The 25,339-nt window shown below is 66.2% G+C and carries 25 protein-coding genes; 10 read left to right on the forward strand and 15 right to left on the reverse strand.

Annotation, left to right across the window (positions count from 1 at the left end; translation table 11 throughout):
- Positions 1 to 40 precede the first annotated feature (40 nt).
- The 5 genes from RPPS3_RS21980 to ileS all read right to left on the reverse strand — a co-directional run bounded on the left by RPPS3_RS21980 (position 41) and on the right by ileS (position 7,547).
- On the reverse strand, positions 41 to 1,471 hold the full coding sequence (locus RPPS3_RS21980) for a M16 family metallopeptidase (protein WP_107345947.1): 1,431 nt from the start codon (positions 1,469 to 1,471) through the stop codon (positions 41 to 43).
- A complete protein-coding gene (locus RPPS3_RS21985) occupies positions 1,468 to 2,859 on the reverse strand; it encodes a M16 family metallopeptidase (protein WP_107345948.1) in 1,392 nt (463 codons plus the stop codon). Before RPPS3_RS21985 ends, RPPS3_RS21980 begins: the two co-directional genes overlap by 4 nt.
- Positions 2,860 to 3,028: 169 nt before the next feature.
- A complete protein-coding gene (locus RPPS3_RS21990) occupies positions 3,029 to 3,754 on the reverse strand; it encodes a hypothetical protein (RefSeq protein ID WP_107345949.1) in 726 nt (241 codons plus the stop codon).
- Between the two features lie 81 nt (positions 3,755 to 3,835).
- Positions 3,836 to 4,330 carry a signal peptidase II gene (gene lspA, locus RPPS3_RS21995; protein ID WP_107345950.1) on the reverse strand — a complete coding sequence of 165 codons (495 nt, stop codon included), beginning with the start codon at positions 4,328 to 4,330 and terminating at the stop codon, positions 3,836 to 3,838.
- A 199-nt stretch (positions 4,331 to 4,529) separates the two neighbouring features.
- Positions 4,530 to 7,547, reverse strand: coding sequence for an isoleucine--tRNA ligase (gene ileS / locus RPPS3_RS22000; protein ID WP_107345951.1), 3,018 nt, complete (start codon positions 7,545 to 7,547; stop codon positions 4,530 to 4,532).
- 157 nt (positions 7,548 to 7,704) lie between these two features.
- Here ileS and RPPS3_RS22005 point away from each other — a divergent pair, with 157 nt between their 5' ends.
- From RPPS3_RS22005 to RPPS3_RS24795, 3 genes are read left to right on the forward strand one after another with little or no spacing between them, the layout of a single operon-like run.
- A complete protein-coding gene (locus RPPS3_RS22005) occupies positions 7,705 to 8,031 on the forward strand; it encodes an MbcA/ParS/Xre antitoxin family protein (RefSeq protein WP_107345952.1) in 327 nt (108 codons plus the stop codon).
- A gap of 10 nt (positions 8,032 to 8,041) precedes the next feature.
- Positions 8,042 to 8,272: an RES family NAD+ phosphorylase gene (locus RPPS3_RS24790; RefSeq protein WP_234820025.1), complete on the forward strand. Its 231-nt coding sequence runs from the start codon at positions 8,042 to 8,044 to the stop codon at positions 8,270 to 8,272.
- A complete protein-coding gene (locus RPPS3_RS24795; protein WP_234820026.1) occupies positions 8,217 to 8,474 on the forward strand; it encodes an RES family NAD+ phosphorylase in 258 nt (85 codons plus the stop codon). Before RPPS3_RS24790 ends, RPPS3_RS24795 begins: the two co-directional genes overlap by 56 nt.
- 18 nt (positions 8,475 to 8,492) lie before the next feature.
- On the opposite strand, the gene RPPS3_RS22015 is transcribed toward RPPS3_RS24795, so the two are convergent.
- From RPPS3_RS22015 to RPPS3_RS22030, 4 genes are all read right to left on the reverse strand, one after another.
- Positions 8,493 to 9,050 (reverse strand): sugar O-acetyltransferase, encoded by a 558-nt coding sequence (locus tag RPPS3_RS22015; RefSeq protein WP_107345953.1) that lies wholly within the window; start codon positions 9,048 to 9,050, stop codon positions 8,493 to 8,495.
- Positions 9,047 to 10,015 carry a bifunctional riboflavin kinase/FAD synthetase gene (locus tag RPPS3_RS22020; RefSeq protein ID WP_107345954.1) on the reverse strand — a complete coding sequence of 323 codons (969 nt, stop codon included), beginning with the start codon at positions 10,013 to 10,015 and terminating at the stop codon, positions 9,047 to 9,049. Before RPPS3_RS22020 ends, RPPS3_RS22015 begins: the two co-directional genes overlap by 4 nt.
- A 121-nt stretch (positions 10,016 to 10,136) precedes the next feature.
- Positions 10,137 to 10,832 carry a ribonuclease T2 family protein gene (locus RPPS3_RS22025; RefSeq protein WP_107345955.1) on the reverse strand — a complete coding sequence of 232 codons (696 nt, stop codon included), beginning with the start codon at positions 10,830 to 10,832 and terminating at the stop codon, positions 10,137 to 10,139.
- 104 nt (positions 10,833 to 10,936) lie between these two features.
- Positions 10,937 to 11,398, reverse strand: coding sequence for a hypothetical protein (locus RPPS3_RS22030; RefSeq protein ID WP_107345956.1), 462 nt, complete (start codon positions 11,396 to 11,398; stop codon positions 10,937 to 10,939).
- Positions 11,399 to 11,565: 167 nt separating this feature from the next.
- On the opposite strand from RPPS3_RS22030, the gene RPPS3_RS22035 reads away from it, so the two are divergent.
- The 6 genes from RPPS3_RS22035 to RPPS3_RS22060 all read left to right on the forward strand — a co-directional run bounded on the left by RPPS3_RS22035 (position 11,566) and on the right by RPPS3_RS22060 (position 18,340).
- On the forward strand, positions 11,566 to 11,856 hold the full coding sequence (locus RPPS3_RS22035; RefSeq protein WP_107345957.1) for a hypothetical protein: 291 nt from the start codon (positions 11,566 to 11,568) through the stop codon (positions 11,854 to 11,856).
- A gap of 14 nt (positions 11,857 to 11,870) precedes the next feature.
- Positions 11,871 to 12,407: a DUF3617 domain-containing protein gene (locus RPPS3_RS22040; protein WP_107345958.1), complete on the forward strand. Its 537-nt coding sequence runs from the start codon at positions 11,871 to 11,873 to the stop codon at positions 12,405 to 12,407.
- Positions 12,408 to 12,506: 99 nt separating this feature from the next.
- A complete protein-coding gene (locus RPPS3_RS22045; RefSeq protein ID WP_234820027.1) occupies positions 12,507 to 12,908 on the forward strand; it encodes a hypothetical protein in 402 nt (133 codons plus the stop codon).
- A gap of 119 nt (positions 12,909 to 13,027) precedes the next feature.
- Entirely contained in the window at positions 13,028 to 15,382 is a 2,355-nt protein-coding gene (locus RPPS3_RS22050; protein WP_107345959.1) for a TonB-dependent receptor, read from the forward strand.
- Positions 15,383 to 15,563: 181 nt separating this feature from the next.
- The gene (locus tag RPPS3_RS22055) at positions 15,564 to 15,920 is read left to right on the forward strand and encodes a hypothetical protein (RefSeq protein WP_107346733.1); all 357 of its coding nucleotides are present in this window, start codon (positions 15,564 to 15,566) and stop codon (positions 15,918 to 15,920) included.
- 146 nt (positions 15,921 to 16,066) lie between these two features.
- The gene (locus tag RPPS3_RS22060; protein ID WP_107345960.1) at positions 16,067 to 18,340 is read left to right on the forward strand and encodes a TonB-dependent receptor; all 2,274 of its coding nucleotides are present in this window, start codon (positions 16,067 to 16,069) and stop codon (positions 18,338 to 18,340) included.
- Positions 18,341 to 18,362: 22 nt separating this feature from the next.
- On the opposite strand, the gene RPPS3_RS22065 is transcribed toward RPPS3_RS22060, so the two are convergent.
- The 3 genes from RPPS3_RS22065 to RPPS3_RS22075 all read right to left on the reverse strand — a co-directional run bounded on the left by RPPS3_RS22065 (position 18,363) and on the right by RPPS3_RS22075 (position 21,321).
- Positions 18,363 to 18,875 (reverse strand): GNAT family N-acetyltransferase, encoded by a 513-nt coding sequence (locus RPPS3_RS22065; protein ID WP_104512931.1) that lies wholly within the window; start codon positions 18,873 to 18,875, stop codon positions 18,363 to 18,365.
- Positions 18,876 to 18,921: 46 nt separating this feature from the next.
- Positions 18,922 to 20,625 carry a mechanosensitive ion channel family protein gene (locus tag RPPS3_RS22070; protein WP_107345961.1) on the reverse strand — a complete coding sequence of 568 codons (1,704 nt, stop codon included), beginning with the start codon at positions 20,623 to 20,625 and terminating at the stop codon, positions 18,922 to 18,924.
- Positions 20,626 to 20,832: 207 nt separating this feature from the next.
- Positions 20,833 to 21,321 (reverse strand): NUDIX domain-containing protein, encoded by a 489-nt coding sequence (locus tag RPPS3_RS22075; RefSeq protein ID WP_107345962.1) that lies wholly within the window; start codon positions 21,319 to 21,321, stop codon positions 20,833 to 20,835.
- Between the two features lie 134 nt (positions 21,322 to 21,455).
- Here RPPS3_RS22075 and RPPS3_RS22080 point away from each other — a divergent pair, with 134 nt between their 5' ends.
- Positions 21,456 to 22,337 (forward strand): metallophosphoesterase family protein, encoded by an 882-nt coding sequence (locus RPPS3_RS22080; RefSeq protein ID WP_107345963.1) that lies wholly within the window; start codon positions 21,456 to 21,458, stop codon positions 22,335 to 22,337.
- A 159-nt stretch (positions 22,338 to 22,496) separates the two neighbouring features.
- On the opposite strand, the gene RPPS3_RS22085 is transcribed toward RPPS3_RS22080, so the two are convergent.
- The 3 genes from RPPS3_RS22085 to RPPS3_RS22095 form a co-directional block, all read right to left on the reverse strand.
- Positions 22,497 to 23,048 (reverse strand): hypothetical protein, encoded by a 552-nt coding sequence (locus tag RPPS3_RS22085; RefSeq protein WP_107345964.1) that lies wholly within the window; start codon positions 23,046 to 23,048, stop codon positions 22,497 to 22,499.
- A 262-nt stretch (positions 23,049 to 23,310) separates the two neighbouring features.
- A complete protein-coding gene (locus RPPS3_RS22090; RefSeq protein WP_013504258.1) occupies positions 23,311 to 23,526 on the reverse strand; it encodes a DUF4170 domain-containing protein in 216 nt (71 codons plus the stop codon).
- 24 nt (positions 23,527 to 23,550) lie between these two features.
- Positions 23,551 to 25,185: an isocitrate lyase gene (locus tag RPPS3_RS22095; protein WP_107345965.1), complete on the reverse strand. Its 1,635-nt coding sequence runs from the start codon at positions 25,183 to 25,185 to the stop codon at positions 23,551 to 23,553.
- Between the last annotated feature and the right edge of the window lie 154 nt (positions 25,186 to 25,339).

The raw sequence follows: 25,339 nt of genomic DNA on the forward strand, positions 1-25,339 counted from the left end.
CTCGGGGAGAGGTCGCGGTAATGCTAGTCTGAGCGTGGTGCTAATTCGCCCGCGGCGCAGGCGGGGCGCCGGCGGGTTTGACGGCCGGTTGGGCTGCAGCCTGGGGCTGGCGGCCGACCACCACGGTGAGCAGACCGTTCGACCACAGCCGCTGCGCGACGCGCTTGGCATCTGCCAGCGTCACCGCGTTGACCACTTCGCTGCGCTTGTCGATGTAGTCGATCGGCAGGCCGTCGTTCTGATACTGCAGCAGCGCCTGCGCCAGCTTGGCCGAGGTGTCGAGCGACAGCATCTGCGAGCCGTTGATGTAGGACTTCGCCTCGGCGAGCTCCTGCTCGCTCGGCCCCTGCTCGCCGATCCGCTTCACCTCTGCGGTGATGGCGTCGATCGTCTCGGTGGCGCGGTCGGCGCGGGTGCCGGTCGAGCCGATGAACAGCGCCGAATGCTGCATCCACAGCAATTGCTCGTAGATCGAATAGGCGAGCCCGCGCTTCTCGCGCACTTCGCGATACAGACGCGACGACAGCGAACCGCCGCCGAGGATGTGATTGACCACATAGGCGGCCATGAAATCCGGATCGTCGCGCTTGATGCCCGGTCCGCCGAACATCACCACGGTCTGCGGCACGTCGAGCGTGACGTTGGTCCGCTGCGGCGGCTTGGCGGCGGCGACGGCCGGCACCGGCGTCAGCTGCGCCTTGGCCGGCAGGCTGCCGAAGGTGTCGTCGAGCAGCTTGGCCAGCGTGGCGGCATCGACGTCGCCGACCACCGCGATCTTCAGCGTGTCCTTCGCCAGCACCCGGCCGACATAACCCTTCATGTCCTCGATCGTGACCTTGGGCAGGCTTTCCGGCGTGCCGGTCGACGGCCGGCCATAGGGGTGATCGCCGAACGCCACTTCGAGAAACTTGCGGCTGGCGAGGTTGCTCGGATCGAGCGCCTGGCGGCGCAGCGTCGACAACAGCTGCGCGCGAATCCGCTCGACGTCCTTCGGCTCGAACCGCGCCTGGGTCATCGAGGTGTGCAACAGACCGAACGCTTCGTTGCGGTCGTCCTTCAGCATCCGCAGCGAGCCGCGGAAGTAATCGCGGGTCACCGAGTAGGACAGTTGGATGGCGCGGCGGTCCAGCCGCTCATGGAACGTCGCCGAGTCCATGTCGCCGGAGCCTTCGTCGAGTAGGTTGGCGACCATGTGGCCGACGCCCGGCTTGTCGGCCGGATCCTGGCTGGCGCCGCCGTCGAACGAATACTCCATCGAGATCAGCGGCACGGTGGCATCCTGCACGAACCACGCAACCAGACCGCCGGGCGTCACCAGCCGCTGGATCTTGGCGGCCGCATGAGACGGCACCGCGGACAAAGCGACGACAAGCCCGACGCAGGCGGCGAGCGCGAATTGCTTGGCAAAGCCGGCGCGGGTCACGACGAGAGCAGCGGTCAGGCGCCGCGACGACAACAGATCGATGCTCACGAGCGCTTCTCCTCCTGCTTGGCGGCGGGTCCGGTGACCAGATAGCCGGTCGCCGAGCGGTTGCGGTCGAGCCACTGCTTGGCGGCGGCGCGGACGTCGTCGGAGGTGACGGCACGGATGCGGTCGGGCCAGCTCTGCACGTCCTGGACGCTGAGGCCGGTGGTCAGCGCCTGGCCGTACCAGCGCGCCAGCGTCGCCTGATTGTCCTGCGCATAGACCGCGGCGGCGATCAGCTGGGTCTTGACGCGCTCCAGGTCCTCGGAGCGAACCGGGTTGGCGACGACATCGGCGATCACCTCGTCGATCTTCTTCTCGATCGCTGCAAAATCGACACCCGGCTTCGGCGTGCCGGCGACGATGAAGTAGCTGTCGTCGAGCGCATTGCCCTGGTAGTTGGCCCCCACCGTGATCGCCAGCGGATTGTCGATCACCAGTGCGCGGTACAAATACGAATTACTGCCGTGGCCGAGCAGTTGCGCCAGCACTTCCAGCGCAGCGCTATCGCCCTTGGCGCCGGTATGGGCCGACGGCACCAAATAATAGCGCCGCACCGCCGGCTGTTCGACGCGCGGATCAGCGAGCGTCACCGTGCGCGGCCCCGCCGGTGTCGGCTCCTGCGGGCGGATGCGCTGCGGCGGGATCGCCGGCTGCGCCGGGATCGCCCCGTAGATCCGCTCGGCCAGCGGGCGAACCTCATCGGCCTCGATGTCGCCGGCGATCACCAGCGTGGCGTTGTTGGGCGCGTAGAACCGGCGATAGAACGCCAAGGCATCCTCGCGATCGAGCTTGGCGATCTCCTGATGCCAGCCGATCACCGGGCGGCCGTAGGGATGGTTGAGATACAGCGCCGCCATGATCTGCTCGGTGAGCCGCGCATCCGGATCGTTGGCGACCCGCATGTTGTACTCTTCGAGCACGACGTCGCGCTCCGGCAGCACGTTCTCGTCCTTCAGCACCAGGCCGGTCATGCGGTCGGCCTCGAACGCCATCATCTGTTCAAGGTGGGACTTCGGCACGCGCTGGAAGTAGCCGGTGAAGTCGTAGGAGGTGAACGCATTCTCGTTGCCGCCGATCTTCAGCACGGTCTGCGAGAACTCGCCGGCCGGATGCTTCTCGGTGCCCTTGAACATCAGATGTTCGAGGAAATGCGCCAATCCCGATTTGCCGGGCGTCTCATCGGCGGAGCCGACCTTGTACCAGATCATCTGCGTCACCACGGGCGTGCGGTGATCCGGAATCACCACCACCCGAAGGCCGTTCTGCAGCGTGAAGGTCGCCGGCGGCGCGGCGGTGACGGTCTGCGCGGCGGCAGGCGTCCCGACCACCACGGCGGCAAGGACGGCGAGCGCGGCGAGCGGGCGGCGGCGCGGAGCGGCGGATGCGGTCATATCAGGCATCATCCAGGCTGGAGGACGGATCAGGCCGAGCGCCTGTCCGAAGAACAAGGCGCAAGCCGTCGGCAGCGGCGCTGACGCGCACGCTGTTCGAGGGAACGAGAGATGGGAATGCCGCGCGACGCGGCGAGCCGTGATGAACGAGGACGGACGGCAACCAGGCTCAATTGCTGGTTTCTTTGCCCGACATGATGTCCATCCGCTTGCTGCCGAGCGCTTCCTTAGGCCCGGTGCCGTAGGCGAAGTTCGGCGACGGCGTTTGGTAGCCGGACGGCGGCTGGGTCAGGTTCTCGCGGGTCGGCTCGCCGGTGAAGGTCGCGGTTTCGGTCTTGCTGCCGCCGCCGAGCACGCCCCACAACGAGCCGTTGAAGCCGAGCTGCGAGGGGCTCAACATCGGATTGTTCTGCTGGTTGCCGGGCTGCATCGGATCGTTGCCGCCCTTGGCGGCGTCGGCGCGGACCGATTTGAGCTGCGACGGCGTCAGCGGCTGGGCCGATTCCCACGGATTCGGCTTGGCCTTGGCTTCGGCCGCTTTGATTTCCTTGCGGCGCTGCAGGTCGGCGTCCTTCGGCCAGTTCGGCGCCGGCGCGGCGGCCGCGGCGGTTTCCGGCGGCGGCAATTCGAGCTTCGGCGGCACCACCAGCGGCGAGCGCTCGCGATAATTGATGCCGGAATTGTCCATGTTGGTGGCGCCGATGCCGGACATCAGGCCCTTGATGATCTTTTCCTCGAAGGTGGAGTCGTCCGCCTCTTCCTGGTCCTGGGCGCGGGCGATTCCGACCGTCAGCACCATGCCGACCCCGAGGGCAACGGCGGCGACCCGGGCGGTGCGGAGCAGCGCGGCGGTGGACGTTTCCGTCTTCGGAAGGCGGCTGTCGGTCTGGCGCATGGCGTTGATCCTATTCACGTCTTGCGATCGGGCCGCAACCCGGAAGCAGGCCCAATTCCGCGCGGTCGGTATCGGCCGGGATCAGGGCGCTTTTGCGGCGGGTAGCCCTATCAGGGAGTCATACAGCAGGGCTGCCACCCCGACAACAATCGCCACGTCGGCGACGTTGAACACGTACCAGTTGTAGGTTTTGCCGCCGATTTCGGCGTGAAGCAGGGCAAAATCGACCACCGCGCCATAGGCCAGCCGGTCGATCGCATTGCCGATAGCCCCGCCGATGATCAGACCGAGACCGATGGTCGCAAGCCTGGTGGTGGAGCGCGCCATCCAGATCGCCAGCGCCACCACGGCCACCACTTTGAACGCCAGCATCAGCATCTGCCCGGTCGGCCCCTGGCCGGAGAACCAGCCGTAGGAAATCCCGGTGTTCCAGGCCAGCACCAGATCGAAGAACGGCAGCACCTGCACCACGCCCTTCCGCGCCAGCTCGAACCCGTGCAGCAGCCACAGCTTGCTGGCTTGGTCGAGCGCCAGCGCGACGATCGCGGCGAGAACGCCGAGGCGGACGGGGGTCATGATGCGGCGCCCACCCCAAAACGAGGCGTCGTCATGCTCGGCGATGACGGCGAAGGAACCACCGGCACGGCCCCCTCATCCTGAGGAGCGGCGTCTTCGCCGCGTCTCGAAGGATGAGGGCCACGCCACCTCATGGTTCGAGACGCGCGCCCGAGGGCGCGCTCCTCACCATGAGGGGCCGGTGCGCGTGTCACGCCGCTCAAGACGCCGAGCCGCCCAGCGCCTTCCACTCCCGCAGCGCCTGGGCGTCGCGGGGGGAGACGTCTGGATACTCGGCATCCGAGCCGACGCTCGACAGGATCTTCCACGACCGGGCGCACTTGGTGCCCTGCGCCCGCTCGATCACCACGCCGACATCGGCGAGCTCCGGCAGCCGGAACGCATCGGCCGGCGGGGTGTCGTTGCCGCGCAGGATCTCGACCATCGCGTTCGAAGTGATGCAGATCTCCGCCCAGTCGACGTCGAACAGATCGCCCATGAAGGCTTCCGGCAGATAGATCATTGGCGAGGCTTCGAGCGACGAGCCGATCCGCTTGGCGGCGCGCTCGACTTCCAACGCACCGGTGACGACCTTGCGGATCGCACGGATCACCCGCCACTTCTTCTCCAGCGCCTCGTCGCGATATTCGCCGAGGTCGAGCGGGAACAGCGTCAGGTGCACGCTCGGCTCGGCGTCGGGCCGGTACATGCCCCACGCTTCCTCGGCGGTGAACGACAGCACCGGCGCCAGCCACTTCAGGATCGCGTCGCAGATGATATCGATCGTGGTCAGCGCCGCCTTGCGGGCCAGCGACGACGGCGGGTCGCAGTACAGCGTGTCCTTGCGGATGTCGAAATAGAACGCCGACAGCTCGGTGTTCATGAACGCCGCAAGCGACGCCACCACTGTCTTGTAGTCGAACTCCGCATAGGCGGCGCGCACCGTCGCGCTCTGCTCGGCGAGCTGATGCAACATCAGCCGCTCCAGCTCCGGCATGTCGGCGAACGCCACCGCTTCGTCACGCTTGAAGTGATGCAGCGTGCCGAGCATCCAGCGGATCGAGTTGCGCAGCTTGCGATAGGTCTCGACCACGTTCTTGAGAATCTCGGGGCCGATACGCTGATCGTCGGCGTAGTCGGTGGCGCACACCCACAGCCGCAGGATGTCGGCGCCGGAGGACGCGATCACCTTGGCCGGATCGGTGGTGTTGCCGAGCGACTTCGACATCTTGCGACCCTGCTCATCGAGCGTGAAGCCATGGGTCAGCACGACGTCGTAGGGCGCGCGGCCGCGGGTGCCACAGCTCTCGAGCAGCGACGAATGGAACCAGCCGCGATGCTGATCGCTGCCTTCCAGATACATCACCGTATCGGCGCCGCCGTCGACCTTGCGGCGGATGCCGGCGAGGCCGGGGAAGTTCTGCGCATCTTCCAGCACGAACGCATGGGTCGAACCGGAGTCGAACCAGACGTCGAGAATGTCGTCGACCTTGCGCCAGCCTTCCGCGGCGCGATCGCCCAGGAAGCGCTCAGCCGCGCCTTCGGCGTACCAGGCGTCGGCGCCTTCCTGCATGAAGGCTTCGGCAATGCGCTGGTTGACGACCTCGTCCTGCAGGATGTCGACCGAACCGTCGCCTCTGTCCTTGATGAACACCGCGATCGGCACGCCCCAGGCGCGCTGCCGCGAGATCACCCAGTCGGGACGGCCGGAGATCATGCCGTTGATGCGGTTCTGGCCGGCCGGCGGCACCCATTGGGTGACGGAGATCGCCTGCAGGGCGCGGGCGCGCAGCGTATCACCGGGCTTGGCCGAACCATCATCGACGATGTCCTTGTCCATCGCGATGAACCATTGCGGCGTGTTGCGGAAGATCACCGGCTTCTTCGAGCGCCACGAATGCGGGTACTGATGCTTCAGCTTGCCGCGCGCCAGCAGCGCGCCGCGCGCGATCAGCGCCTGGATCACCGCCTCGTTGGCGTCGCCCTTCTCGCCCTTGTCGTTGATCACCCGCTTGCCGGTGAAGCCCGGCGCCTGCTCGGTGAGCGCGCCGTTCTCGTCGACGGTGTAAGGGATGGTCGACGAGATGCCCCGCGCTTCCAGAGCGCGGGCGTTGTGCATCCAGATATCGAAGTCCTCGCGGCCGTGGCCCGGCGCGGTGTGGACGAAGCCGGTGCCGGTGTCCTCGGTGACGTGTTCGCCATCGAGCAGCGGCACGATGAACTCATAGCCGCCGTCGAGGCCCTGCAGCGGATGGGAGCACTCGCTCGCCTTCAGCACGTCGGCGCCGATGTCCGAGACCTTCTCGTACGCCGCGACGCGAGCCTGCTTGAATACGCTCTCGGCGAGCGCGTCCGCCAGGATCAGGAGGTCGCCGGTCTTGGCCCAGTTATCAGCCGGCGCATCGGTGACCTTGTAGAGACCATAGGCGATCTTCGACGAGAAGCTGATCGCGCGGTTGCCCGGCAGGGTCCACGGCGTGGTGGTCCAGATCACGATGCTGGCGTTCTTGGTCGCCGCATCGCCGGTCTTGACCGGAAACTTCACCCACACCGTATCCGAGGTGTAGTCCTCGTACTCGACCTCGGCCTCGGCCAGCGCGGTCTTTTCGACCACGCTCCACATCACCGGCTTGGAGCCGCGATACAGCGTGCCGTTGGCGGCGAACTTCATCAGCTCGCGGGCGATCTGCGCCTCGGCGAAGTAGTTCATCGTGGCGTAGGGATGATCCCAATCGCCGATCACGCCGAGCCGCTTGAACTCCTCGCGCTGCACATTCAGCCATTTGGTGGCGTAGGCGCGGCACTCCTTGCGGAACGCGATGATCGCCGCGGAGTCCTTGAAGTTCGGCTTCGGCTTACCCTTGGAGCGGTAGTTCTCTTCCTCGATCTTCCACTCGATCGGCAGGCCGTGGCAGTCCCAGCCGGGCACGTAGTTGGAGTCGAACCCGAGCATCTGCTGGCTCTTGGTCACGACGTCCTTGAGGATCTTGTTCAGCGCATGCCCGATATGGATGTTGCCGTTGGCGTAGGGCGGGCCGTCGTGCAGCACGAATTTGGCGCGGCCCCGGGCGCTTTCGCGCAGCTTGCCGTAGAGGTCCATCTCCTCCCAGCGCTTCAGCAGCTCCGGCTCGCGCTGCGGCAGTCCGGCGCGCATCGGAAATTCCGTCTGCGGCAGGAAGAGGGTTTTGGAATAATCGTTGCCGCCCTGGGCGGCGTCTTTTGCGGGCGTGTCGGTCATGGCGGCGTGAATAGCGGTTTTGCGGGGCTTCGGAAACCCGATTGAACTGGCCGGGCAATCGAATTTACCCCGAGATGCGCCGATTGCGGCTCGCCGGCAAGGTGCCGGTTGCGGTCGACCTCCAAAAGACTAATCTATTGATCGATGGAGGAATTCCATGTCTGTCAGGCCACCTTCGGAAGTCTTTGAAGAATTGAAGAGGCTTCGCCGCGAGGGAGACAACCGCCCCCTCGACGAATTGCTGGATGACGCCCGACTGGCCCTTCGGGGCTCCACCGACTCTGCCGCCACCCCGATCCGAACGCTGGAAATCCGCGCGCTGGCAGATCGAGTCTTTGCCGATCCGGCCAAGGCAGAGGCCTGGCTCAACCACCCGAACCGGGGTTTGAACGGACAGCGTCCGCTCGACCTGCTGCGTGACGAACTCGGGGCTGCAGTGGTTCGTGAACAACTGGAGCAGATCGACCACGGAATCTTTGCTTGAGCCCCTCGTCATGGAGCTCTGGCGGATCTCGAACTATGCGGATCTGACCGGGACAGGTGGACTTAGGGCCAGCGGTCGCTGGCACAGCCGCGGGCGGCGGATCGTCTATCTTGCCGACCATCCATCGAGCGCAGTGCTCGAGATGCTGGTCCACATGGACCGCGAGTTTCTGCCCGCGACCTACCATGCTGCGCATTGCGGTTGCGAACGACCTCGAAGCGAACGTTATCGCGCCGAATGATCTGCCATTGGATTGGGCCAATCGGCTCGAGGTGAGCCGCCAGGTTGGCGACAATTGGCTCGATCACGGGACGAGCCCGTTGCTTCGTGTGCCGTCTGCGATCGTGCCGCAGGCCGACAACTTTTTGCTCAATCCAGCGCATCCCGATGCAGCCCAATCGCGATCGCCGAGGTTGTCCGCGCACCGTTCGATCCGCGGCTGATCGGTGGATAGGGAGCTGTCAGCCCTTCCCCAGCGGCTTGGCCGGGTTGCCGCCGACGATCGAATGGGGGGCGACATCGCGGGTCACGACGCTGCCGGCCCCGATCACGGCACCGTCGCCGATGCTGATGCCGGGCAGGATGATGGCACCACCCCCGATCCAGACGTCGTTGCCGATCGTCACCGGGCGGCCGAATTCCAGGCCCTCGCGGCGGGTGGCGGCGTCGCGCGGGTGGTCGGCGGCGTAGATCTGCACCGCCGGACCGATCTGGGTGCGGTCGCCGATCCGGACCGGCATGATGTCCAGGATCACGCAGTTGAAATTCAGAAAGACGTTGTCGCCGAGGAAGATGTTGTAGCCGCAGTCGCAGAAGAACGGTGGCCGCACCACCGCGCTCTTGCCGACATGGCCGAAATGCTCGGACAGCAGCACGTGCCGCTCCGCCGCCGGCAGCGCGCCCGAGGCGTTGTAGCGGACGATCCAGGCCTTGTTGGCGGCCTCGTCGGCGGCGAGCTCCGGGCTGCCGGGACGATACAGCTCGCCCGCCAGCATCTTCTCCTTCTCGGTCCGGTTCATCGCAGCGTGCCGAGCTTGGGGAACGCGCCGTGGTCGGCGGCGAGCGCCGCGCGGGCGCGGGCGGAATCGTCGTCCATCTGCCGGATCAGCGCCTCGATGCTCTCGAACTTCTCCTCGTCGCGGATGAAGGCGATGAAGGCGACGTCGAGCGTTTCGCCGTACAGCGGTTCGTTGAAATCGAACACGAACACTTCGAGCAGCGGCGCGCCGTTGTCGAAGGTCGGGCGGCGGCCAAAATTCGCCACTGCATCATAGTGCTTACCGCCGCGGCCGACCCGCACCGCATAGATGCCGTGCTTCAGGCTGCACTCCGGATCGAGCCTGATATTGGCGGTCGGATAGCCGAGGTCGCGGCCGCGCTTGTCGCCATGGATCACCTCGCCGGTGACGAACCATGGCCCGCCCAGCATCTCGGTGGCGGCAGCGATGTGGCCCTCCTCCAGGCATTTGCGGATGGCGCTCGACGACACCGGATGGTCACCGAAATCGACATGCGGTTGGACGTCGACTTCGATCCCGAGCGACGGCGCTTCGGCGACCAGCATCGACGGCGAGCCGCCACGGCCCTTGCCGAAGTGGAAATCGTAGCCGATCGCGATGCCCTGCACGCCGAGCCGGCCAATCAGCTCGTGCTGGATGAAGTCGTGCGCCGTGGTCGAAGCCCGCCGCGCGTCGAAGCTGAGGATCACCGCGCCGTCGAGCCCGGTGCCCGCGAGCAGCCGCAGCTTGGCGGTCTCGTCGGTGAGCCGAAATTGGGGGACGTCGGGGCTGAAGAACTTGCGCGGGTGCGGCTCGAACGTCACCGCCAGGGCCGGCGCCTTCTTGATCCGCGCCATGTCGAGGCAGGCGCCAATCACGGCACGATGGCCGCGGTGGACGCCGTCGAAATTGCCCATCGCCACCACCGCGCCCTTGGGGATCACGGCCGTCGGCGTATCGTCGCGGATTACGGCAAAGCCTGTCATTTGGGATTCAGTTCATCGCGTTCAGGAGGGACCCGGACCGTGACGCGGAGCCGCGCGCGGTGTCAAGCCATCGTGCGGCCTGGGACACCTTCGGGAAGGTCTGAAGCGAGGTGCCGAGGGCTCAGCCGCCGCGCAGCGGCGGGACTTCGAGCTGGTCGCGGCGGCAGGCGCGGCGGTCGATTTCCTCGCAGGCCCGGAATTGCAGATCCTTGCTCATGCAGATCCGCACCTCGCTGAGCCGCTTGCGGTCGCACATCACCGCAATCGCCGAATTCGACAGACCCGGATTGACCTTGATGAAGGCGGCCTCGACCTCGTCGGCGGTGACGGTGCGCGGCTCCTTGGCGTCGATGAAGTCGGGCGGAATCCGGACCGCGGCGCGGGCCTTGCGGATCTGCTCGAAATAGCCGCGCTGCGACAGCCCTGCGCAGGTGCCGTGCTTGTCCCACTCGTTATAGATCAGCCCCGGCGCCGGCATCAGGTCGAGCATCGAGTCGACGATGCGGCGGTCGAGCCGCGGCGCCGGACGCTCGCAATATTCCGGAAAGCCGCGCTCGTATTGCGGCCACAGCCCGTGGACCACGAAGGCGAACGGACGGCCGCCGCACTGCAGCTGCTGTGAGCGGCCGCTGAGGCCGCGTTCGGACGCCTGCTCGCAATAAGACGGCGACCACGACAGCGCCAGCACGTAGAAATCGAACGCGCCGGGCGCATTCTGGCGGCGATCCTGCGCCTCGGCTCCGGCCGAGGTGAACAGAGCCCCCACCACCGCGCAGGCGGCGATCAGCGACCGTCGTCGACGTAGAAATCCAAGCATGTCACAGGGTCCTGCTGCTGGAAGTGCGAAAAGCCTACCAGGACTCAGGAACGTTTCAAGAACGCAAATGGTCGATAGCGCCGTGGTTCAGCGCGGCGCGCCGCTCAGGGCTTGGCGGCCTTGCAGGCCGGATTGAACGCCCAATTGCGGTCGACGCCGACGACGCAGAACTCGACGCCGTCGGTGAAGCCGGCAAGACCGCCATCCTCGATCACCGAGAAATACACCGGACGGGTCTTGCCGTCGTTCAGCAGCGCGTCGGCGGCACAGAAGCGGCGCGGAATGTTGTCGCTCTGCCAGGGGCGGAACGCGACGTCGCGGACCTTCGCATACGCAGTGATGCGCAGATCCGAATTCCAGAAGGTGCCTTCCTTCTCGGCGAACTGGTGGGTGATCGACGGCAGCGCCGCTTCGCACGGCGGCAGATTGCCGTCATAGCGCGGACCCGACAGCCAGAAGTTCATCTCCAGCGGATTGGCCGCCTGAGCGGTGGGTGCCAGCGCGAACAGGCCAAGCAGGGCCGCGACCGCGGCGACGGGCGTTTTCAACGTCGAAATGAATCGCATGGCTCATCCACCGGAATTCGATGCGGCGGACGGTGCCGCGAAGCCATGCCAAGGTCAAGTGCGGGCCGGCCACACCTCGGCAGAACCCCACGCGGAACGCGGGGCGTGTTCTTTCCATTCTCATGGCGGCGTTCTAGACTCGAACGCAGCGACAGAGGGAGATCACGATGCGATTGATGGGGGCTGCCGGCTTGGCCGTTCTGGGTGCGGTGCTGGCAAGCACGGCGGCGCGCGCCGATTATGTGCCGCCGTTCAAGGGCAATGATACCGGCGGAATCATCTCCACCAGCCTGATCGGCCACGCCGACGTCCGCGCCATGGCGGTCGATCACTGCGCCCGCTACGGCAAGGTGGTGAAGCTGCTCGGCGTGCAGGCCAATTACGGCGGCTACATCTCGTTCGCGTGCCGCTGGGTGCCGTATGGCGCCGACGAGCGGCCGCTGCGCACCAAATACTGATCGGAGCCGCAGCGATGAGCCGTCGCCATCTGTCTCGCATCTGGCTGCTTTCCTTGCTGCTCGCCGCGCCAGTGACGGCGGCGCAGGCGATCGACCTGCCGACCCGCAAGCCGGGACTGTGGGAGCTGAAGATGCAGGGCTCCGGCTCCGGGCAGAACGTCGCGATCCAGCACTGCACCGACGAGACCATCGACAAAAAGATGAACGCGGCGGTGCAGCCGCTGGCCACCGAAGCCTGCTCAGCGCCGACGATCCAGAAGACCGCGACCGGCTACACCAACGATTCGGTGTGCAAGGTCGCTGGAATGACCACGACCTCGCACGCTGAGATCACCGGTGACTTCAATTCGGCCTACACGGTCAAGGTGACATCGCAGAACGAGAACCCGCTGCCCGGCGTTCCCAAGGAGTCCGCCACGACGCTCGATGCGAAGTGGCTCGGCCCCTGCAAGGACGGCCAGAAGCCCGGCGACATCGTGATGCCCGGCGGGATCAAGATGAACATCGCCGACATGGACAAGCTGAAGGCGCTGTTGCCGAAGTCGAAGTGACGACCCCGGAAGCTGGCGTAAAAGTCACACCCGCCGACCTTCATCGGTACCTCCGTTGACAGCGGAGGCGCTTGCCGCAATGTTACATTGTAACGTTGCGTGGCGGGGGACGACGCCGGCACCGTGAGAGGCTGGGGCGGCATGGATTGGGTGCGGACGAACATCCGGTGGGGCGCGCGGCTGGCGTTGATCGCGCTCGCCCTGCAGTTCGCCGCCGCGTTCGGCCACTTCCACGGCTTCGAACCGCCTGCGCTGCAGATCGCCCAGGCTGACTCGGCCAATGGCCCAGCCGAACCTGATACCGACCACCACCATCCCGGCGCCGACCTCTGCGCGATCTGCGCAGTCGTCTCGATGGCGAGCCTGGCGCTGACCGCGATGCCGCCGGCGCTGCCGCCGCAGCAGGCGCATTCCTTCCACTACCGCCTCGCCGTCCTCGACGACGCCGAATTGTCGTCACCGCCCGCCGGCTTTCAGCCGCGCGGCCCCCCTTTGTCCTGACCGCCGATCCCTTGTGAATGCCGCGCCGAGCCGATCACCGGCGGCGCGCGGACCAACGTGATCGATCTGCGTCGCCGCAGATCCCGGCTCCGCTGCGAGCCGGCAGTCAGGACAGAACCATGTCATCTCGCCTCAAGACCGGGCTGCTGCTCGGCACCGCAACGCTCGCCGTGTGCAGCACCGGCGCGCCGGCAGCGCGCGCCCAAACCGCCCTCCCCGAAGTCACCGTCACAGCGCCGAGCCCGATTCAGCGCCGCCACCACACCGAAGCGAAGCCGCGTCCGGCGACGCGCGTCGCGGCTCCGGCAAGGCAGCGCGGCCCCGCACCCGCCGAGACGCCGCCCGTCGCCCAGGCCACCCCGGCGCCGCAGCCCGGCATCCTGCCGATCGTCACCGACCAGTTCGCCACCGTCACGGTGGTGCCGAACGAAGAAATCCGCCGCAGCGGCGGCGGCACGCTCGGCGACCTGCTCGGCAACAAACCCGGCATCAGCGCCTCGCAATACGCGCCCGGCGGCGCCAGCCGCCCGATCATCCGCGGCCTCGACGTCAACCGTGTCAGCATCATCGAGAACGGCACCGGCAGCAACGGCGCGTCCGACCTCGGCGAAGACCACTTCGTGCCGGTCGATCCGCTCTCCACCAATCAGGTCGAAGTGATCCGCGGCCCGGCCACGCTGCGCTACGGCTCGACCGCGATCGGCGGCGTCGTCAGCGCCACCAACAACCGGATTCCCGACGCGCTGCCGCCCTGCGCGCAGCCGTTCCAGAGCTATGGGCTGGCGAAGCCGCCGACGCTGTTCGGCGGCGCCGGCTGCATGAACGGCGAAGTCCGCAGCGCCGTCAGCTCGGTCGATCGCGGCGTCGAAGGCGCGGTGCTGCTCGATGCCGGCGGCAACAACGTCGCGGTCCATACCGACGTCTATGGCCGCAATGCCGGCGACTACAACGTGCCGAGCTATCCGTATGCGGCGCCCGGCATGCCGTTCAACGGTCGTCAGCCGAACTCCGCCGCGACTGCCGCGGGCGCCTCGGTCGGCGGCTCGTATCTGTTCGACGGCGGCTTCATCGGCGCGTCGATCACCCAGAACAATTCGCTGTATCACATCCCCGGTGTCGAAGGTTCGCAGGTCGGCACCCGGATCGACGCCAAGCAGACCAAGTTCAATGCCAAGGGCGAGTATCGCCCGGATGCGGCCGCGATCGACGCGATCCGGTTCTGGGTCGGCGCCACCGACTACAAGCACAACGAAGTCGGTCAGGCCACGGCCGGCGATCCGACCACCGACGGCGTGCGCCAGACCTTCACCAATCGTGAGCAGGAAGGCCGGCTCGAGGTGCAGCTCGCGCCGTTCAACGCCGGCTTCGCGGCGATCACCACCGCGGTCGGCATTCAGGCCAGCCATCAGGAACTGACGGCGCCGAGCCCGGACGATCCGGGCAGCCCGCTGAACGGTCTGTTCGATCCGAACAAGAACACCAAGGCGGCCGGCTACGTCTTCAACGAGCTGCAGTTCACCAACACCACCAAGGCGCAGGTCGCCGGCCGCATCGAGCATGTCGAGCTGTCCGGCACCACGCCGGCGTTCGTGCCGGAGATCTTCGACCTCAACACCGATCCGAGCGCGATCGGCCCCGCCACCCAGCGCAACCTGTCGTTCACGCCGAAGAGCTTCAGCGTCGGCCTGATCCAGGCGCTGCCGTGGGATCTGTCGGCGAGCATCACCGGGCAATATGTCGAGCGCGCGCCGAAGCCGGCCGAACTGTTCTCGCGCGGCGGCCACGACGCCACCGCCACCTTCGACATCGGCAATCCCAACCTGAAGATCGAAACCGCCAAGTCGGTCGAGGTCGGGCTGCGCCGCGCCACCGGACCGTTCCGGTTCGAGATCACCGCCTACTACACGCAGTTCAGCGGCTTCATCTATCGGCGGCTGACCGGCAACACTTGCGACGACGCCTCCTGCGTCGATCCAGGCACAGGCACGCTGGAATTGAACCAGGCGATCTACTCGCAGCGTGACGCCACCTTCAAGGGCGGCGAATTCCAGAGCCAGATCGACGTCGCCCAGCTCTATGGCGGCACCTTCGGCATCGAGAACCAGTTCGACATCGTGCGGGCGACCTTCGCGGACGGCACCAACGTGCCGCGAATTCCGCCGATGCGGGTCGGCGGCGGCCTGTTCTGGCGCGACGCCAACTGGCTGATGAAGGTCAACCTGCTGCACGCCTTCGCGCAGAACGACGTGGCGCCGATCGCCGAAACGACGACGCCCGGCTACAACCTGCTGAAGGCCGAAGTCAGCTACCGGACCAAGCTCGACCCCAACGCCTGGGGCGCGCGCGAGATGCTGGTCGGCATTGTCGGCAACAATCTGCTCAACGAAAACATCCGGATCGCGACGTCCTACAGCAAGGACAACGTGCTGATGCCCGGCATCGGCGTACGGGCGTTCGCGAACCTGAAGTTCTGAGCCAACGACGTCATTCCGGGGCGCTCACGAAGTGAGCGAACCCAGAATCCAGAAGTTGTGGGAACGCTCCCGTCTCCCCATCGAGATTCCGGGTTCGCGAGCTTCGCTCGCGCCCCGGAATGACGAACGAGATCAATTGCCGGCGCGCGCGAAAAACACGTCACCGGGCTCGGATGAAACCATGAACTGGGTGCGGACGCATATCCGACTGGGAACGCGGCTGGCGCTGGTTGCGCTGGCGCTGCACTTCGTCGTGGCGTTCGGTCACTTCCACCAGATCGTCACCCAGTCGGTCGTACTCGCGCTCACGGCCGCCGATCCGGCCACGCCCGACGGCGATCCTCAGTCCGACGACGATGCCGACGGTTGTACGGTCTGCGCCGTGATGGCGATGGCGGATGCGATGCTCGAGGCATCGCCGCCCTCGTTGCCGCTGCGGCAGGCCACCACGCTCGTGCACCGCGTCCCGGATCTCGTCCTGATCCGGTCCGGCGGCATCCGCACCGCCTTCGATCCCCGCGCTCCTCCCGCCTGCTGACATCGATCCCTGTGAGCCGGAGATCGCGCCATGCCGCGCGATCTCGATGTCAGCCAAGCCCGTCGACCATCGACGGCAAGCCATCGCCCGGACCCAGCGGCGACGATCAGCGTCGCCCGCGCCCGCATGGCTTCGAGGAGACCCACATGCTTTGTCACATCAAACGCGGCCTTGCGGCGTCGAGCTCAGCCACGCTGCTGTTAGCCGCTCTGAGTTCACCCGGTCTGGCCCAGAGCGCGGCGCCGGCCAGTCGCGGTGCGACACCGCTTCCGGAAATCGACGTGATCCAGCCGCAGCGTGCGCCCCACCCGGCTCGGCGTCCGAAGACTCAAACCGCGGCCCGGGCGCGGCGCGGAACGGCGACCGCCTCGCCGCAGCACGACAACCAAACGCCGCCGCAAACCGCGGCACAAGCCGTCGCGGCCAAACATGCGGGCTTCGATGCTGCGCGGCAGGCGATCTTCGCGCCGAATGGCGCCAGCGCCTTCGACGTCAATCACGAGGCCATCCTGGCACTGCCGCAAGGCGCCAATGCGACGCTCGACAAGGTGCTGCTGCAGGCGCCGGGCGTGTCGCAGGACTCCGCCGCGAGCGGCGATCTGCATGTCCGCAACGAGCACGCCAATGTGCAGTACCGCATCAACGGCATCGCGTTGCCCGACGGCGTCAGCGGCTTCGGCCAGATGCTCGACACCTCGCTGGTCGGGCGACTGACCCTGCTCACCGGCGCGCTGCCGGCGCAATACGGCCTGCGGACCGCCGGGGTCGTCGATATCACCACGCGCACCGACGCCTTCAACAACAGCGGTACCGTCAGCGTCTATGGCGGCAGCCGCCAGACCATCACGCCGAGCGTCGAATATGGCGGCACGGCCGGCAACACCCAGTACTTCGTCTCCGGCCGTTACTTCGGAACAGGCCTTGGGCTGGAAAACCCGACCTCGTCGCCGAACGCGATCCACGACGATTCCCAGCAGGGTAGAGGATTCGCGTATCTGTCGACCGTGATCGACGACACGACGCGGCTGACCTTCATCGGGGGCGGCTCGGCCAACAACTACCAGATCCCCAACAACCCGGGCCAGACGCCGGGCTTCACGGCGTTCGGCGTATCGAACTTCGACTCGGCGCGGCTCAACGAAACCCAGCGCGAGCGCAACGGCTTCGGCGTTCTGGCGCTGCAGAAGTCGATCAATGGCTTCGACCTGCAGCTATCGGCGTTCTCGCGCTATAGCACGCTGCACTTCACGCCCGACACGATCGGCGATCTGGTGTTCAACGGCGTCGCCTCGGACGTCTATCGCAAGAGCGTCGCCAGCGGCATCCAGGCCGACGGCTCGTACCGGCTCAGCGACGCACATACGCTGCGCGGAGGCTTCCAGGTCACCGCCGAGCAAAGCCGCGTGACCAACTCCTCGGTGGTGCTGCCGCTCGACGACAGCGGCAATCCGCTGGACGCGCCGTTCGGCGTCGTCGACTCCAGCAGCAAGCTCGGCTGGCTGTTCAGCACCTATCTGCAGGACGAATGGCGGGTCACCAACACGGTGACGCTGAACTCCGGCTTGCGGTTCGACCAGATGAACGAATACACGAGCGCCAACCAGCTCAGCCCGCGCATCAGCCTGACCTGGAAGCCGTTCGAGGACACCACGTTCCACGCCGGCTATTCACGCAACTTCACACCGCCCGTACAGGTGCTGGCGGCGCCCACCAATCTGGCGCTGGTGCAGAACACCACGCAGCAGCCCGCCGTCAACGCGAGCAGCCCGGTGCTGCCTGAACGCTCGAACGTGTTCGATGTCGGCGTCACGCAGAAGCTGCTGCCCGGCCTCGAAGTCGGCATCGACACCTACTACAAGACCGCGCGCGATCTGCTCGACGACGGCCAGTTCGGCGCCGCCTATGTGCTGTCGGCGTTCAACTACGACCGCGCCGAGAATGTCGGCATCGAGTTCAAGGGCGCGTACACCAGCGGCAACTTTCGGATCTACGGCAATCTGGCGCTGGCCCGGCAGATCGCCACCAAGGTCGTCTCCAACCAGTATCTGTTCGATCCGGACGAGCTCGCCTACATCGCCAGCAACTACATCTACACCGACCATGCCCAGCTGGTGACCGCTTCGGCCGGCGCATCGTATCGCTGGCACGACACCAATTTCAGCGCGTCGATGATCTACGGCAGCGGACTTCGCTCCGGCTTCGCCAATATCGGCTCGCTGCCGTCCTACACCCAGGTCAATCTCGGCGTGTCGCACGACTTCCATCTGGTGAGCGCCACCAAGCCGACCACGGTGCGGTTCGACGTCGTCAACCTGTTCGACAGCGTGTACGAAATCCGCGACGGCTCGGGGATCGGCGTGTTCGCGCCGCAATACGGTCCGCGGCGCGGCTTCTATGTCGGCCTGGCGCAGAAGTTCTGAAGCCGTCCCACAGCAAGGCGCGTCAGCGCGCCTTGCTCCAATCCGGGCGGATCGCGCCGCCGACGCCTTCGAACGCGCCTTCGGCGAGTTCGAGCACCAAGAGGCGAGCCGCATCGACCGGGCCGGGCATGGTGACGCGGCCTTTCGGAATCCGCTTGAAGCCGACCCGGCTGTAATACGGCTCGTCGCCGACCAGCACGATCAGCTTGTGGCCCTGCGCGCGCGCATCCGAGATGGCGCGGTCGAGCAGCAGCCGGCCGACGCCGCGCGAGCGGAACGGCGGCTCCACCGTCAGCGGACCGAGCAGCAGCGCCGGCGTGTCGCCGACCAGGATCGGCAACTGCCGCACCGAGCCGACCAGCAGCGTGCCGATCCAGGCGGTGAACGACAGCTCCGGGAGATGATCGACATGCTCGCGCAGCCGATAGGCGCTGAGCACGAAGCGGCCGGGCCCGAAGGTGCGCTCGTGCAGCCGCTCGATGGCCTGCGCGTCGTTCGGGGATTCGGGCAGAATGGTGAGTTTCAGATCGGACATGGCGGAGGCGAGATAGCACCGCCTCCGCATCAGGTCCATTGCTAGGCTAGAGCCGCTCGGGGATGCCGCCCCTCACCTTGGCACCGTCCGAGCCACCGGACGGCGCATCTTCATCTCCGGACGAGCGTTGGGCGGCGCCCTTGGCGCGCGCCACATAGACGGTCTGCGAGCCGGCGGCAAAGCCCGTACCGGCCGCTTCGACCAGCTCCAGGATTTTCAGCATCAGATCTTCCTGCACTTCCAGGAAGGTGTCGCCGTCCACCGCATGCACATAGGCAAAGATCTCGACCTTGAGGGCGGCCGGCGCCAGCCCGATGAGCCGCACCCGGGCCGGGTCGTTGTCGACGTCCGGATGGTCGAGCAGCATCTCCCGCAGCGAAGCCAGCAGCGTCCGGATCTGCTCGGAGGAGGTCTCGTAACGCAGCTCCAGAATCGGATGAAACCAGAACTTGTCGCGGCGGCTGAAATTCTCGATCTGCAGCGCCGCCAGCGCGCCGTTCGGCACCGTCACCACGGTGCGATCGAGGGTGCGGATGCGGGTCGAGCGCATCCCGATGTCTTCGATGGTGCCGGAGGTGTCGCCGAACTTGCAGAAATCGCCGACCCGCATCGGCTGGTCGGTGACCAGCGTCAGGCTGCCGACCAGATGTTCGATGGTCTTCTGCGCGCCCAGAGCGATCGCGATACCGCCGATACCGAGGGCGGCGAGGCCGGCGGTGACGTTGTAGCCGAGGGCGTTGAAGCCGACGATGATCGCAAACGCGATGATGACGAACTTGACGCTGCGGCGGATGAAGGTGACCGCCGACAGCATCGACAGCCGGCCGCGCAACGTCATGCGATCGATCGCGAACGCCGCCAGCGAATCCACGACACGCCAAATGATCCACGACAGCGCGACCCAGCCGAGCAGTTCGATGGCGCCGGACAAATGCTGCCGCGCCACGATGGCGACGCCGGCGAGTGACATCGCGATCCGCAGCGCCCAGGCGGTCAGCAACAGCCGCACCGGTAGCGCCGAGGCTTCCAGCACACGCCTGATCCGCGAGTCGCCGGTCGAGCGACGCAACTTGAGGATGATGAATCCGATTGCGCCGGTGATCAGCCAGACCGCGCCGAAGCACACGAACGCGAGCACGACCACCGCGATCCAGTGGCCGATCGGCACACCGGCGAAGCGGTATTCGTCGCGCAGCGCATAGGGCAGCAGCTTATCGACCGAGCTCGACACCACCGTGCGCGACAGCTCGGGCAGTTCGGCCACCGTGCGGGCGGAGACCAGCCAGATCTTGACGCCGTCCTTGCCCTCGACGCGCTGCGCGATCAGGTCGACCGTGCCGTGGTCGGTGCGCACCATGCCGAACTTCTCTTGCTCGGGCGGCAGACTGTCGTCCTGGTCGCCCTGCGGTTCGGTGCTCAGCCGCAGCCGCGAATACACCACGCCGCCGCGATCGAGGATGCGCTGAAGCTGCTGCGCGACGCTCGGGCCCCAGGCGTCTTTTTCCTGGCTGAGGTCGAGATACATCGCGGCGCGTTCGTAGTTCTGCTCGGCGGCGGCGGCGATGAAGCCTGCCACCATGCCGGCCGGCGTCTCACGGCCAAGCGGGTCGGTCGGCGCCGCGGGTTGCGCGGGTGCCGCACCATTGCCGTTGGTGCCGGGGATCTGGGCGAAGGCAGAACTCGCGACCACAAGGGTCATGGTCGCGACGAGGATCAGGGCTCGAAACAACGCGCGTGCAGATGACGTCAAAATCGCTCCTCTTGAACGGACGGGCGTGGAATCGGGACGAATCGTCCACTTGGGCTCCACCGTCTCCGGCGCCCCGCGATCCCAGCGCAAAATGCTTCGGCCGCACCGATAGTCAGGAAATGGGCCATCTCTGTGGTCGCGCGTAACCAGCAACACGAGGGAACCCGGATGGTCAAGTTGGGGCCGACGCCCAGCGCTTTGGCGATTTTACCGCCAAGTCGCGATCGGCGGCCGGCCCTCGAGCACTTCGGCGATCCGCAGCCGGGTCCCCGGCGTCGTTTCGGCCGGCAGCGCGTCGGCGGCGAAGAAGCCGCTGGCGATGATCTCGTGGTTCGGCTCCGGCGGCCGATCTTGTTGGTATTGACGCACCACATAGACGGCAACATGGTCGCGCGGCGAGACGTGGCTGTTGAAGAAGATGCCGTGCAGCGCCGGCGCCCCGGTCAGCGCGATGCGGCCCTCCTCCATCAGCTCGCGGGTGAGCGCATCGACGAAGCTCTCGCCGACCTCGACTCCGCCGCCCGGCAGATGCCAGCCGCCGACATAAGAGTGCTGGATCAGGAACACCCGGTCCTGCGGGTCGAGCACCACGCCGCGCGCGCCCAGCGTCATGCCGCGGGCGAACCGCCAGTACAGATGAAACATCCGGGTCAGCACCGGCTCGAATTTCAAACGCAGATTCTGAACAGCGGTCACCGCCGGTGGCCCTCGCGCCAAGGCGCAGCGGAGGCTTGCGCCGGTCCGGCCAACTTGCCAAAACCGCAGAGATTTTCACAGGCGGCAGTTCGCGACCGGCTCGCAAGCGCGCGGCGTCGCGACAGGATCGGGCGATGACCGTATTCACTCTGGCGCATCTGTCCGACCCGCATCTGCCGTTGCCGCCGAAGACCAGTCTGCGCCACCTCGCCTCCAAGCGCGCGCTCGGCTACCTGAACTGGCGGCGTAACCGCCATCTGATCCACCGCCGCGACATCCTCGATACGCTGGTCGCCGACCTACAGGCGCAGCAGCCGGACCACATCGCGGTCACCGGCGACCTCGTCAATATCGCGCTGGTCAACGAATTCGCCCCGGCGCGGCAATGGCTGGAGAGCGTCGGCCCGGCCGACCGCGTCAGCCTGGTGCCGGGCAATCACGACGCCTACGTCCGCTCCACCGCGCATCGCTTCGCCGAGACGTTTCCGGACTACATCAGCGGCGACGACGCGCCCCCGGGCTTTCCATATCTGCGCCGGCGCGAGGCGATCGCGATCATCGGGGTGTCGAGCGCAGTGCCGACCGCGCCGCTGCGCGCCACCGGATGGCTCGGCGCACCCCAGCGGGCCGCGCTGGACGCGCTGCTGCAGAATCTTGCCGGCGAGCGCGTGTTCAAGGTGCTGCTGATCCATCATCCGCTGCAGTCGCGGTCGCGGCACAAGCGGCTGACCGACGCCGCCGAGCTGATCGCGCTGCTGCAGCGGCATCCGGTCGATCTGGTGCTGCATGGGCATGACCATGTCCACGCCACGGTCCGGATCGACACGCCGTTTGGCGCGATTCCCGTGGTCGGCGTGCCGTCGGCCTCGGCGATGAATGATCACCACCGCCCGTCGGCGGCCTACAACCTGTTCAAGATCAGCGAAGGCAATGATGGCTGGCGCTGCGAACACCGCATCCGTGGCTTCCAGGCCAGCGAGCTGATCGAGGATTTGCGGCCGCCGGAGTGGCTGTAGCCATGTCATTCCGGCTCTCCCCGTCATTGCGAGCGAAGCGAAGCAATCCAGCCCCGTGCACGAGGCTGGATTGCTTCGTCGCTTCGCTCCTCGCAATGACGGAGGGAGGCGGGAGTTGGTATTGACCGGGGGATGCGGTGCCAATGACGCCGCACGGCGTCAGGAAATCCGCAGCGCCGCGAACAGGGCGAGCGCAAACAGCGCCAGCGCGCCGGCGATGAAGCCGAGCACGAAGGTCCATAGACCATTGCGACGCGGCGGTGCCGGGAGCGGCGGAGCAGCTTGGACCGGCGGCAACGACAGCGCCCGCTCACGCTCGACCAGCCGGCGGGCCACATAGCTCGTCACCGCGTCGGCGATCTTGGCCGCCTCGTGGGATTCGGCCAGTACGATCCGGCCGTAGGCGGTGTCCTGGACGAAGCGGTACATCCGCTTGTCCCGCCCCATCACTACATGGGCGACCACGTCGATCCACAGCCGCGGCGTGTCGCCCTGGCTGATGCCGCGATCGAACAGCTCGACCCCGCCCGGGATCTCGGCGAACAGCGGGTCGAGCGAGTCATTAAGGATTTCGAGGCGGGCGATTTCGGCGTCGCGCAGGTCGACGACCACGCCGGTGCGGTCGGCGGCCTCGATCCGGGCCTGCCGCAACGCATCCTTCAGCCGCATCGGCCTCGCTGCCGTGCTTACGGAGTTCTGAGCGTCCGCCATTCTCGACTTCAGCCTCGTGCCTGCCTGAGCCCGCCGCCGATTAACCTATCAGTAACCCTCCGGCCGCGAAAGCCGGTTGCGGATCAACCAGTTGGCTCATCCACGGCGCTCTGAGGGTCGTTCCCGCATCCGGCTTGAAGTGCTCCAAAACGACGATGGCGGTCCTGCCGGGTTGCCCCGACAGGACCGCCAAAGTCCTTGGACGTCTTCTATCTCGTCAGCTCGCCGGGCGGCGCGTACGCCGCCGCGGGTCAGGAGCGCATCAGGCCGGGGTGACGGCCCGGTTCGGCTCTTCCACGATCGAGAACCGAACGCCTGCGCGATGGCGGTTCTCTTCGGAAAGGACCTTCCAGGCCTCTTCGGCCTCCTTGCGCGTCTTGAAGGGACCCTTCACCTGGGCCGACCCTTCGACGAGCTTGTGGAAGTTCATCGAACCGAACTCGCCACCGATCACCCAGAAGTTGCTGCCCGCTGTCATGGTCCTTCTCCTGCTTCTTTCCGTTTAGCTGAACTGGTTCATCGTGTTGTGTTCGCCGCCGGCCTTCAGAGCCGCGTCGCCGGCGAAGTATTCCTTGTGATCGTCGCCGATGTCCGAGCCGGCCATGTTCTGGTGCTTCACACAGGCGATGCCCTGACGGATTTCCTGGCGCTGCACATTCTTAACATAACCCAGCATGCCCTGGTCGCCGAAATATTCGCGGGCCAGGTTGTCGGTCGACAGCGCAGCCGTGTGGTAGGTCGGCAGCGTGATCAGGTGGTGGAAGATGCCGGCGCGCTTGGCCGAATCCGCCTGGAAGGTACGGATGCGGGCGTCGGCTTCGATCGCCAGCGGGGTTTCGTCGTATTCGGCCTTCATCAGCTCGGCGCGGTTGTACTTGCTGACGTCCTTGCCCTCTTCCTTCCAGGCATCATAGACCTGCCAGCGGAAGTTGAGCGTCCAGTTGAACGACGGCGAGTTGTTGTAGGCCAGCTTGGCGTTCGGCACGACTTCGCGGATCCGATCGACCATCGAGGCGATCTGCTCGATATGCGGCTTCTCGGTTTCGATCCACAGCAGGTCGGCGCCGTTCTGCAGCGAGGTGATGCAGTCCAGCACGCAGCGGTCCGCGCCGGTGCCCGGACGGAACTGGTACAGGTTGCTCGGCAGACGCTTCGGGCGCAGCAGCTTGCCGTTGCGGCTGATGATCACGTCGCCGTTGCCGATCTTGCTGGCATCGACTTCTTCGCAATCCAGGAAGCTGTTGTACTGGTCGCCGATGTCACCCGGCTGATGGCTGACAGCGATCTGCTGGGTCAGGCCGGCGCCGAGCGAGTCGGTGCGGGTGACGATGATGCCGTCTTCCACGCCCATCTCGAGGAACGCGTGACGGATCGCGCGGACCTTGGCGATGAACACGTCGTGCGGCACGGTGACCTTGCCGTCCTGGTGGCCGCACTGCTTCTCGTCCGAGACCTGATTCTCGATCTGCAGCGCGCAGGCGCCCGCTTCGATCATCTTCTTGGCGAGCAGATAGGTCGCCTCGGCGTTGCCGAAGCCGGCGTCGATGTCGGCGATGATCGGCACGACGTGGGTCTGGAAGTTGTCGATCTGGTCGATGATCGCGGTTTCCTTGGCCTTGTCGCCGGCCTCACGGGCCTTGTCGAGCTGGCGGAACAGGTCGTTGAGCTCGCGCGAATCCGCCTGGCGCAGGAAGGTGTAGATCTCTTCGATCAGCGCCGGCACCGAGGTCTTCTCGTGCATCGACTGGTCGGGCAGCGGGCCGAACTCCGAGCGCAGCGCCGCGATCATCCAGCCCGACAGGTAGATGTAACGGCGATCGGTCTTGCCGCCATTGTGCTTCTTGATCGAGATCAGCTTCTGCTGGGCGATGAAGCCGTGCCAGCAACCCAGCGACTGGGTGTACTTGGTCGGGTCGGCGTCATACGCCGCCATGTCGGCACGCATCTGCGCCGCGGTGTAACGGGCGATGTCCAGACCGGTCTTGAAGCGGTTCTGCAGACGCATCCGAGCCACGGCCTCGGCGGTGACGCCATTCCAGGTCGGCTTGTCCTTGAGGAGAGCTTCGGCCGCTTCGATCTCGCTCTTGTAGGAGCTCGGAGCGTGGATGGCGCTGATGCCGCGTGGCTGGAAGTTCATGACATGATCCCTTCGGTACGAATAATTCGCAGCGCGACATTCGTGACAATCGCGCCTTGAAACGTGCCGAGAGATAAACGCGAGATGACAGAAGACGTACAGACCTCTTGCGAACGAATGGTGATGTCATGTAACTTCAGTACATGTAACATTT

The organism is Rhodopseudomonas palustris, assembly GCF_003031265.1.
Lineage (GTDB): Bacteria > Pseudomonadota > Alphaproteobacteria > Rhizobiales > Xanthobacteraceae > Rhodopseudomonas > Rhodopseudomonas palustris_H.

Bases quoted from the DNA above. Each gene is read 5' to 3' on its own strand.
- lspA (WP_107345950.1), bottom strand. From the start codon at position 4,330: ATGACCCCCGTCCGCCTCGGCGTTCTCGCCGCGATCGTCGCGCTGGCG.
- RPPS3_RS22005 (WP_107345952.1), top strand. From the start codon at position 7,705: ATGTCTGTCAGGCCACCTTCGGAAGTCTTTGAAGAATTGAAGAGGCTT.
- RPPS3_RS22020 (WP_107345954.1), bottom strand. From the start codon at position 10,015: ATGACAGGCTTTGCCGTAATCCGCGACGATACGCCGACGGCCGTGATC.
- RPPS3_RS22030 (WP_107345956.1), bottom strand. From the start codon at position 11,398: ATGCGATTCATTTCGACGTTGAAAACGCCCGTCGCCGCGGTCGCGGCC.
- RPPS3_RS21990 (WP_107345949.1), bottom strand. From the start codon at position 3,754: ATGCGCCAGACCGACAGCCGCCTTCCGAAGACGGAAACGTCCACCGCC.
- RPPS3_RS22050 (WP_107345959.1), top strand. From the start codon at position 13,028: ATGTCATCTCGCCTCAAGACCGGGCTGCTGCTCGGCACCGCAACGCTC.
- RPPS3_RS22085 (WP_107345964.1), bottom strand. From the start codon at position 23,048: ATGGCGGACGCTCAGAACTCCGTAAGCACGGCAGCGAGGCCGATGCGG.
- RPPS3_RS22025 (WP_107345955.1), bottom strand. From the start codon at position 10,832: ATGCTTGGATTTCTACGTCGACGACGGTCGCTGATCGCCGCCTGCGCG.
- RPPS3_RS24790 (WP_234820025.1), top strand. From the start codon at position 8,042: ATGGAGCTCTGGCGGATCTCGAACTATGCGGATCTGACCGGGACAGGT.
- RPPS3_RS22065 (WP_104512931.1), bottom strand. From the start codon at position 18,875: ATGTCCGATCTGAAACTCACCATTCTGCCCGAATCCCCGAACGACGCG.
- RPPS3_RS22090 (WP_013504258.1), bottom strand. From the start codon at position 23,526: ATGACAGCGGGCAGCAACTTCTGGGTGATCGGTGGCGAGTTCGGTTCG.
- RPPS3_RS22080 (WP_107345963.1), top strand. From the start codon at position 21,456: ATGACCGTATTCACTCTGGCGCATCTGTCCGACCCGCATCTGCCGTTG.
- RPPS3_RS22095 (WP_107345965.1), bottom strand. From the start codon at position 25,185: ATGAACTTCCAGCCACGCGGCATCAGCGCCATCCACGCTCCGAGCTCC.
- RPPS3_RS22055 (WP_107346733.1), top strand. From the start codon at position 15,564: ATGAACTGGGTGCGGACGCATATCCGACTGGGAACGCGGCTGGCGCTG.
- RPPS3_RS24795 (WP_234820026.1), top strand. From the start codon at position 8,217: ATGCTGCGCATTGCGGTTGCGAACGACCTCGAAGCGAACGTTATCGCG.
- ileS (WP_107345951.1), bottom strand. From the start codon at position 7,547: ATGACCGACACGCCCGCAAAAGACGCCGCCCAGGGCGGCAACGATTAT.
- RPPS3_RS22035 (WP_107345957.1), top strand. From the start codon at position 11,566: ATGCGATTGATGGGGGCTGCCGGCTTGGCCGTTCTGGGTGCGGTGCTG.
- RPPS3_RS22015 (WP_107345953.1), bottom strand. From the start codon at position 9,050: ATGAACCGGACCGAGAAGGAGAAGATGCTGGCGGGCGAGCTGTATCGT.
- RPPS3_RS21985 (WP_107345948.1), bottom strand. From the start codon at position 2,859: ATGACCGCATCCGCCGCTCCGCGCCGCCGCCCGCTCGCCGCGCTCGCC.
- RPPS3_RS22040 (WP_107345958.1), top strand. From the start codon at position 11,871: ATGAGCCGTCGCCATCTGTCTCGCATCTGGCTGCTTTCCTTGCTGCTC.
- RPPS3_RS22060 (WP_107345960.1), top strand. From the start codon at position 16,067: ATGCTTTGTCACATCAAACGCGGCCTTGCGGCGTCGAGCTCAGCCACG.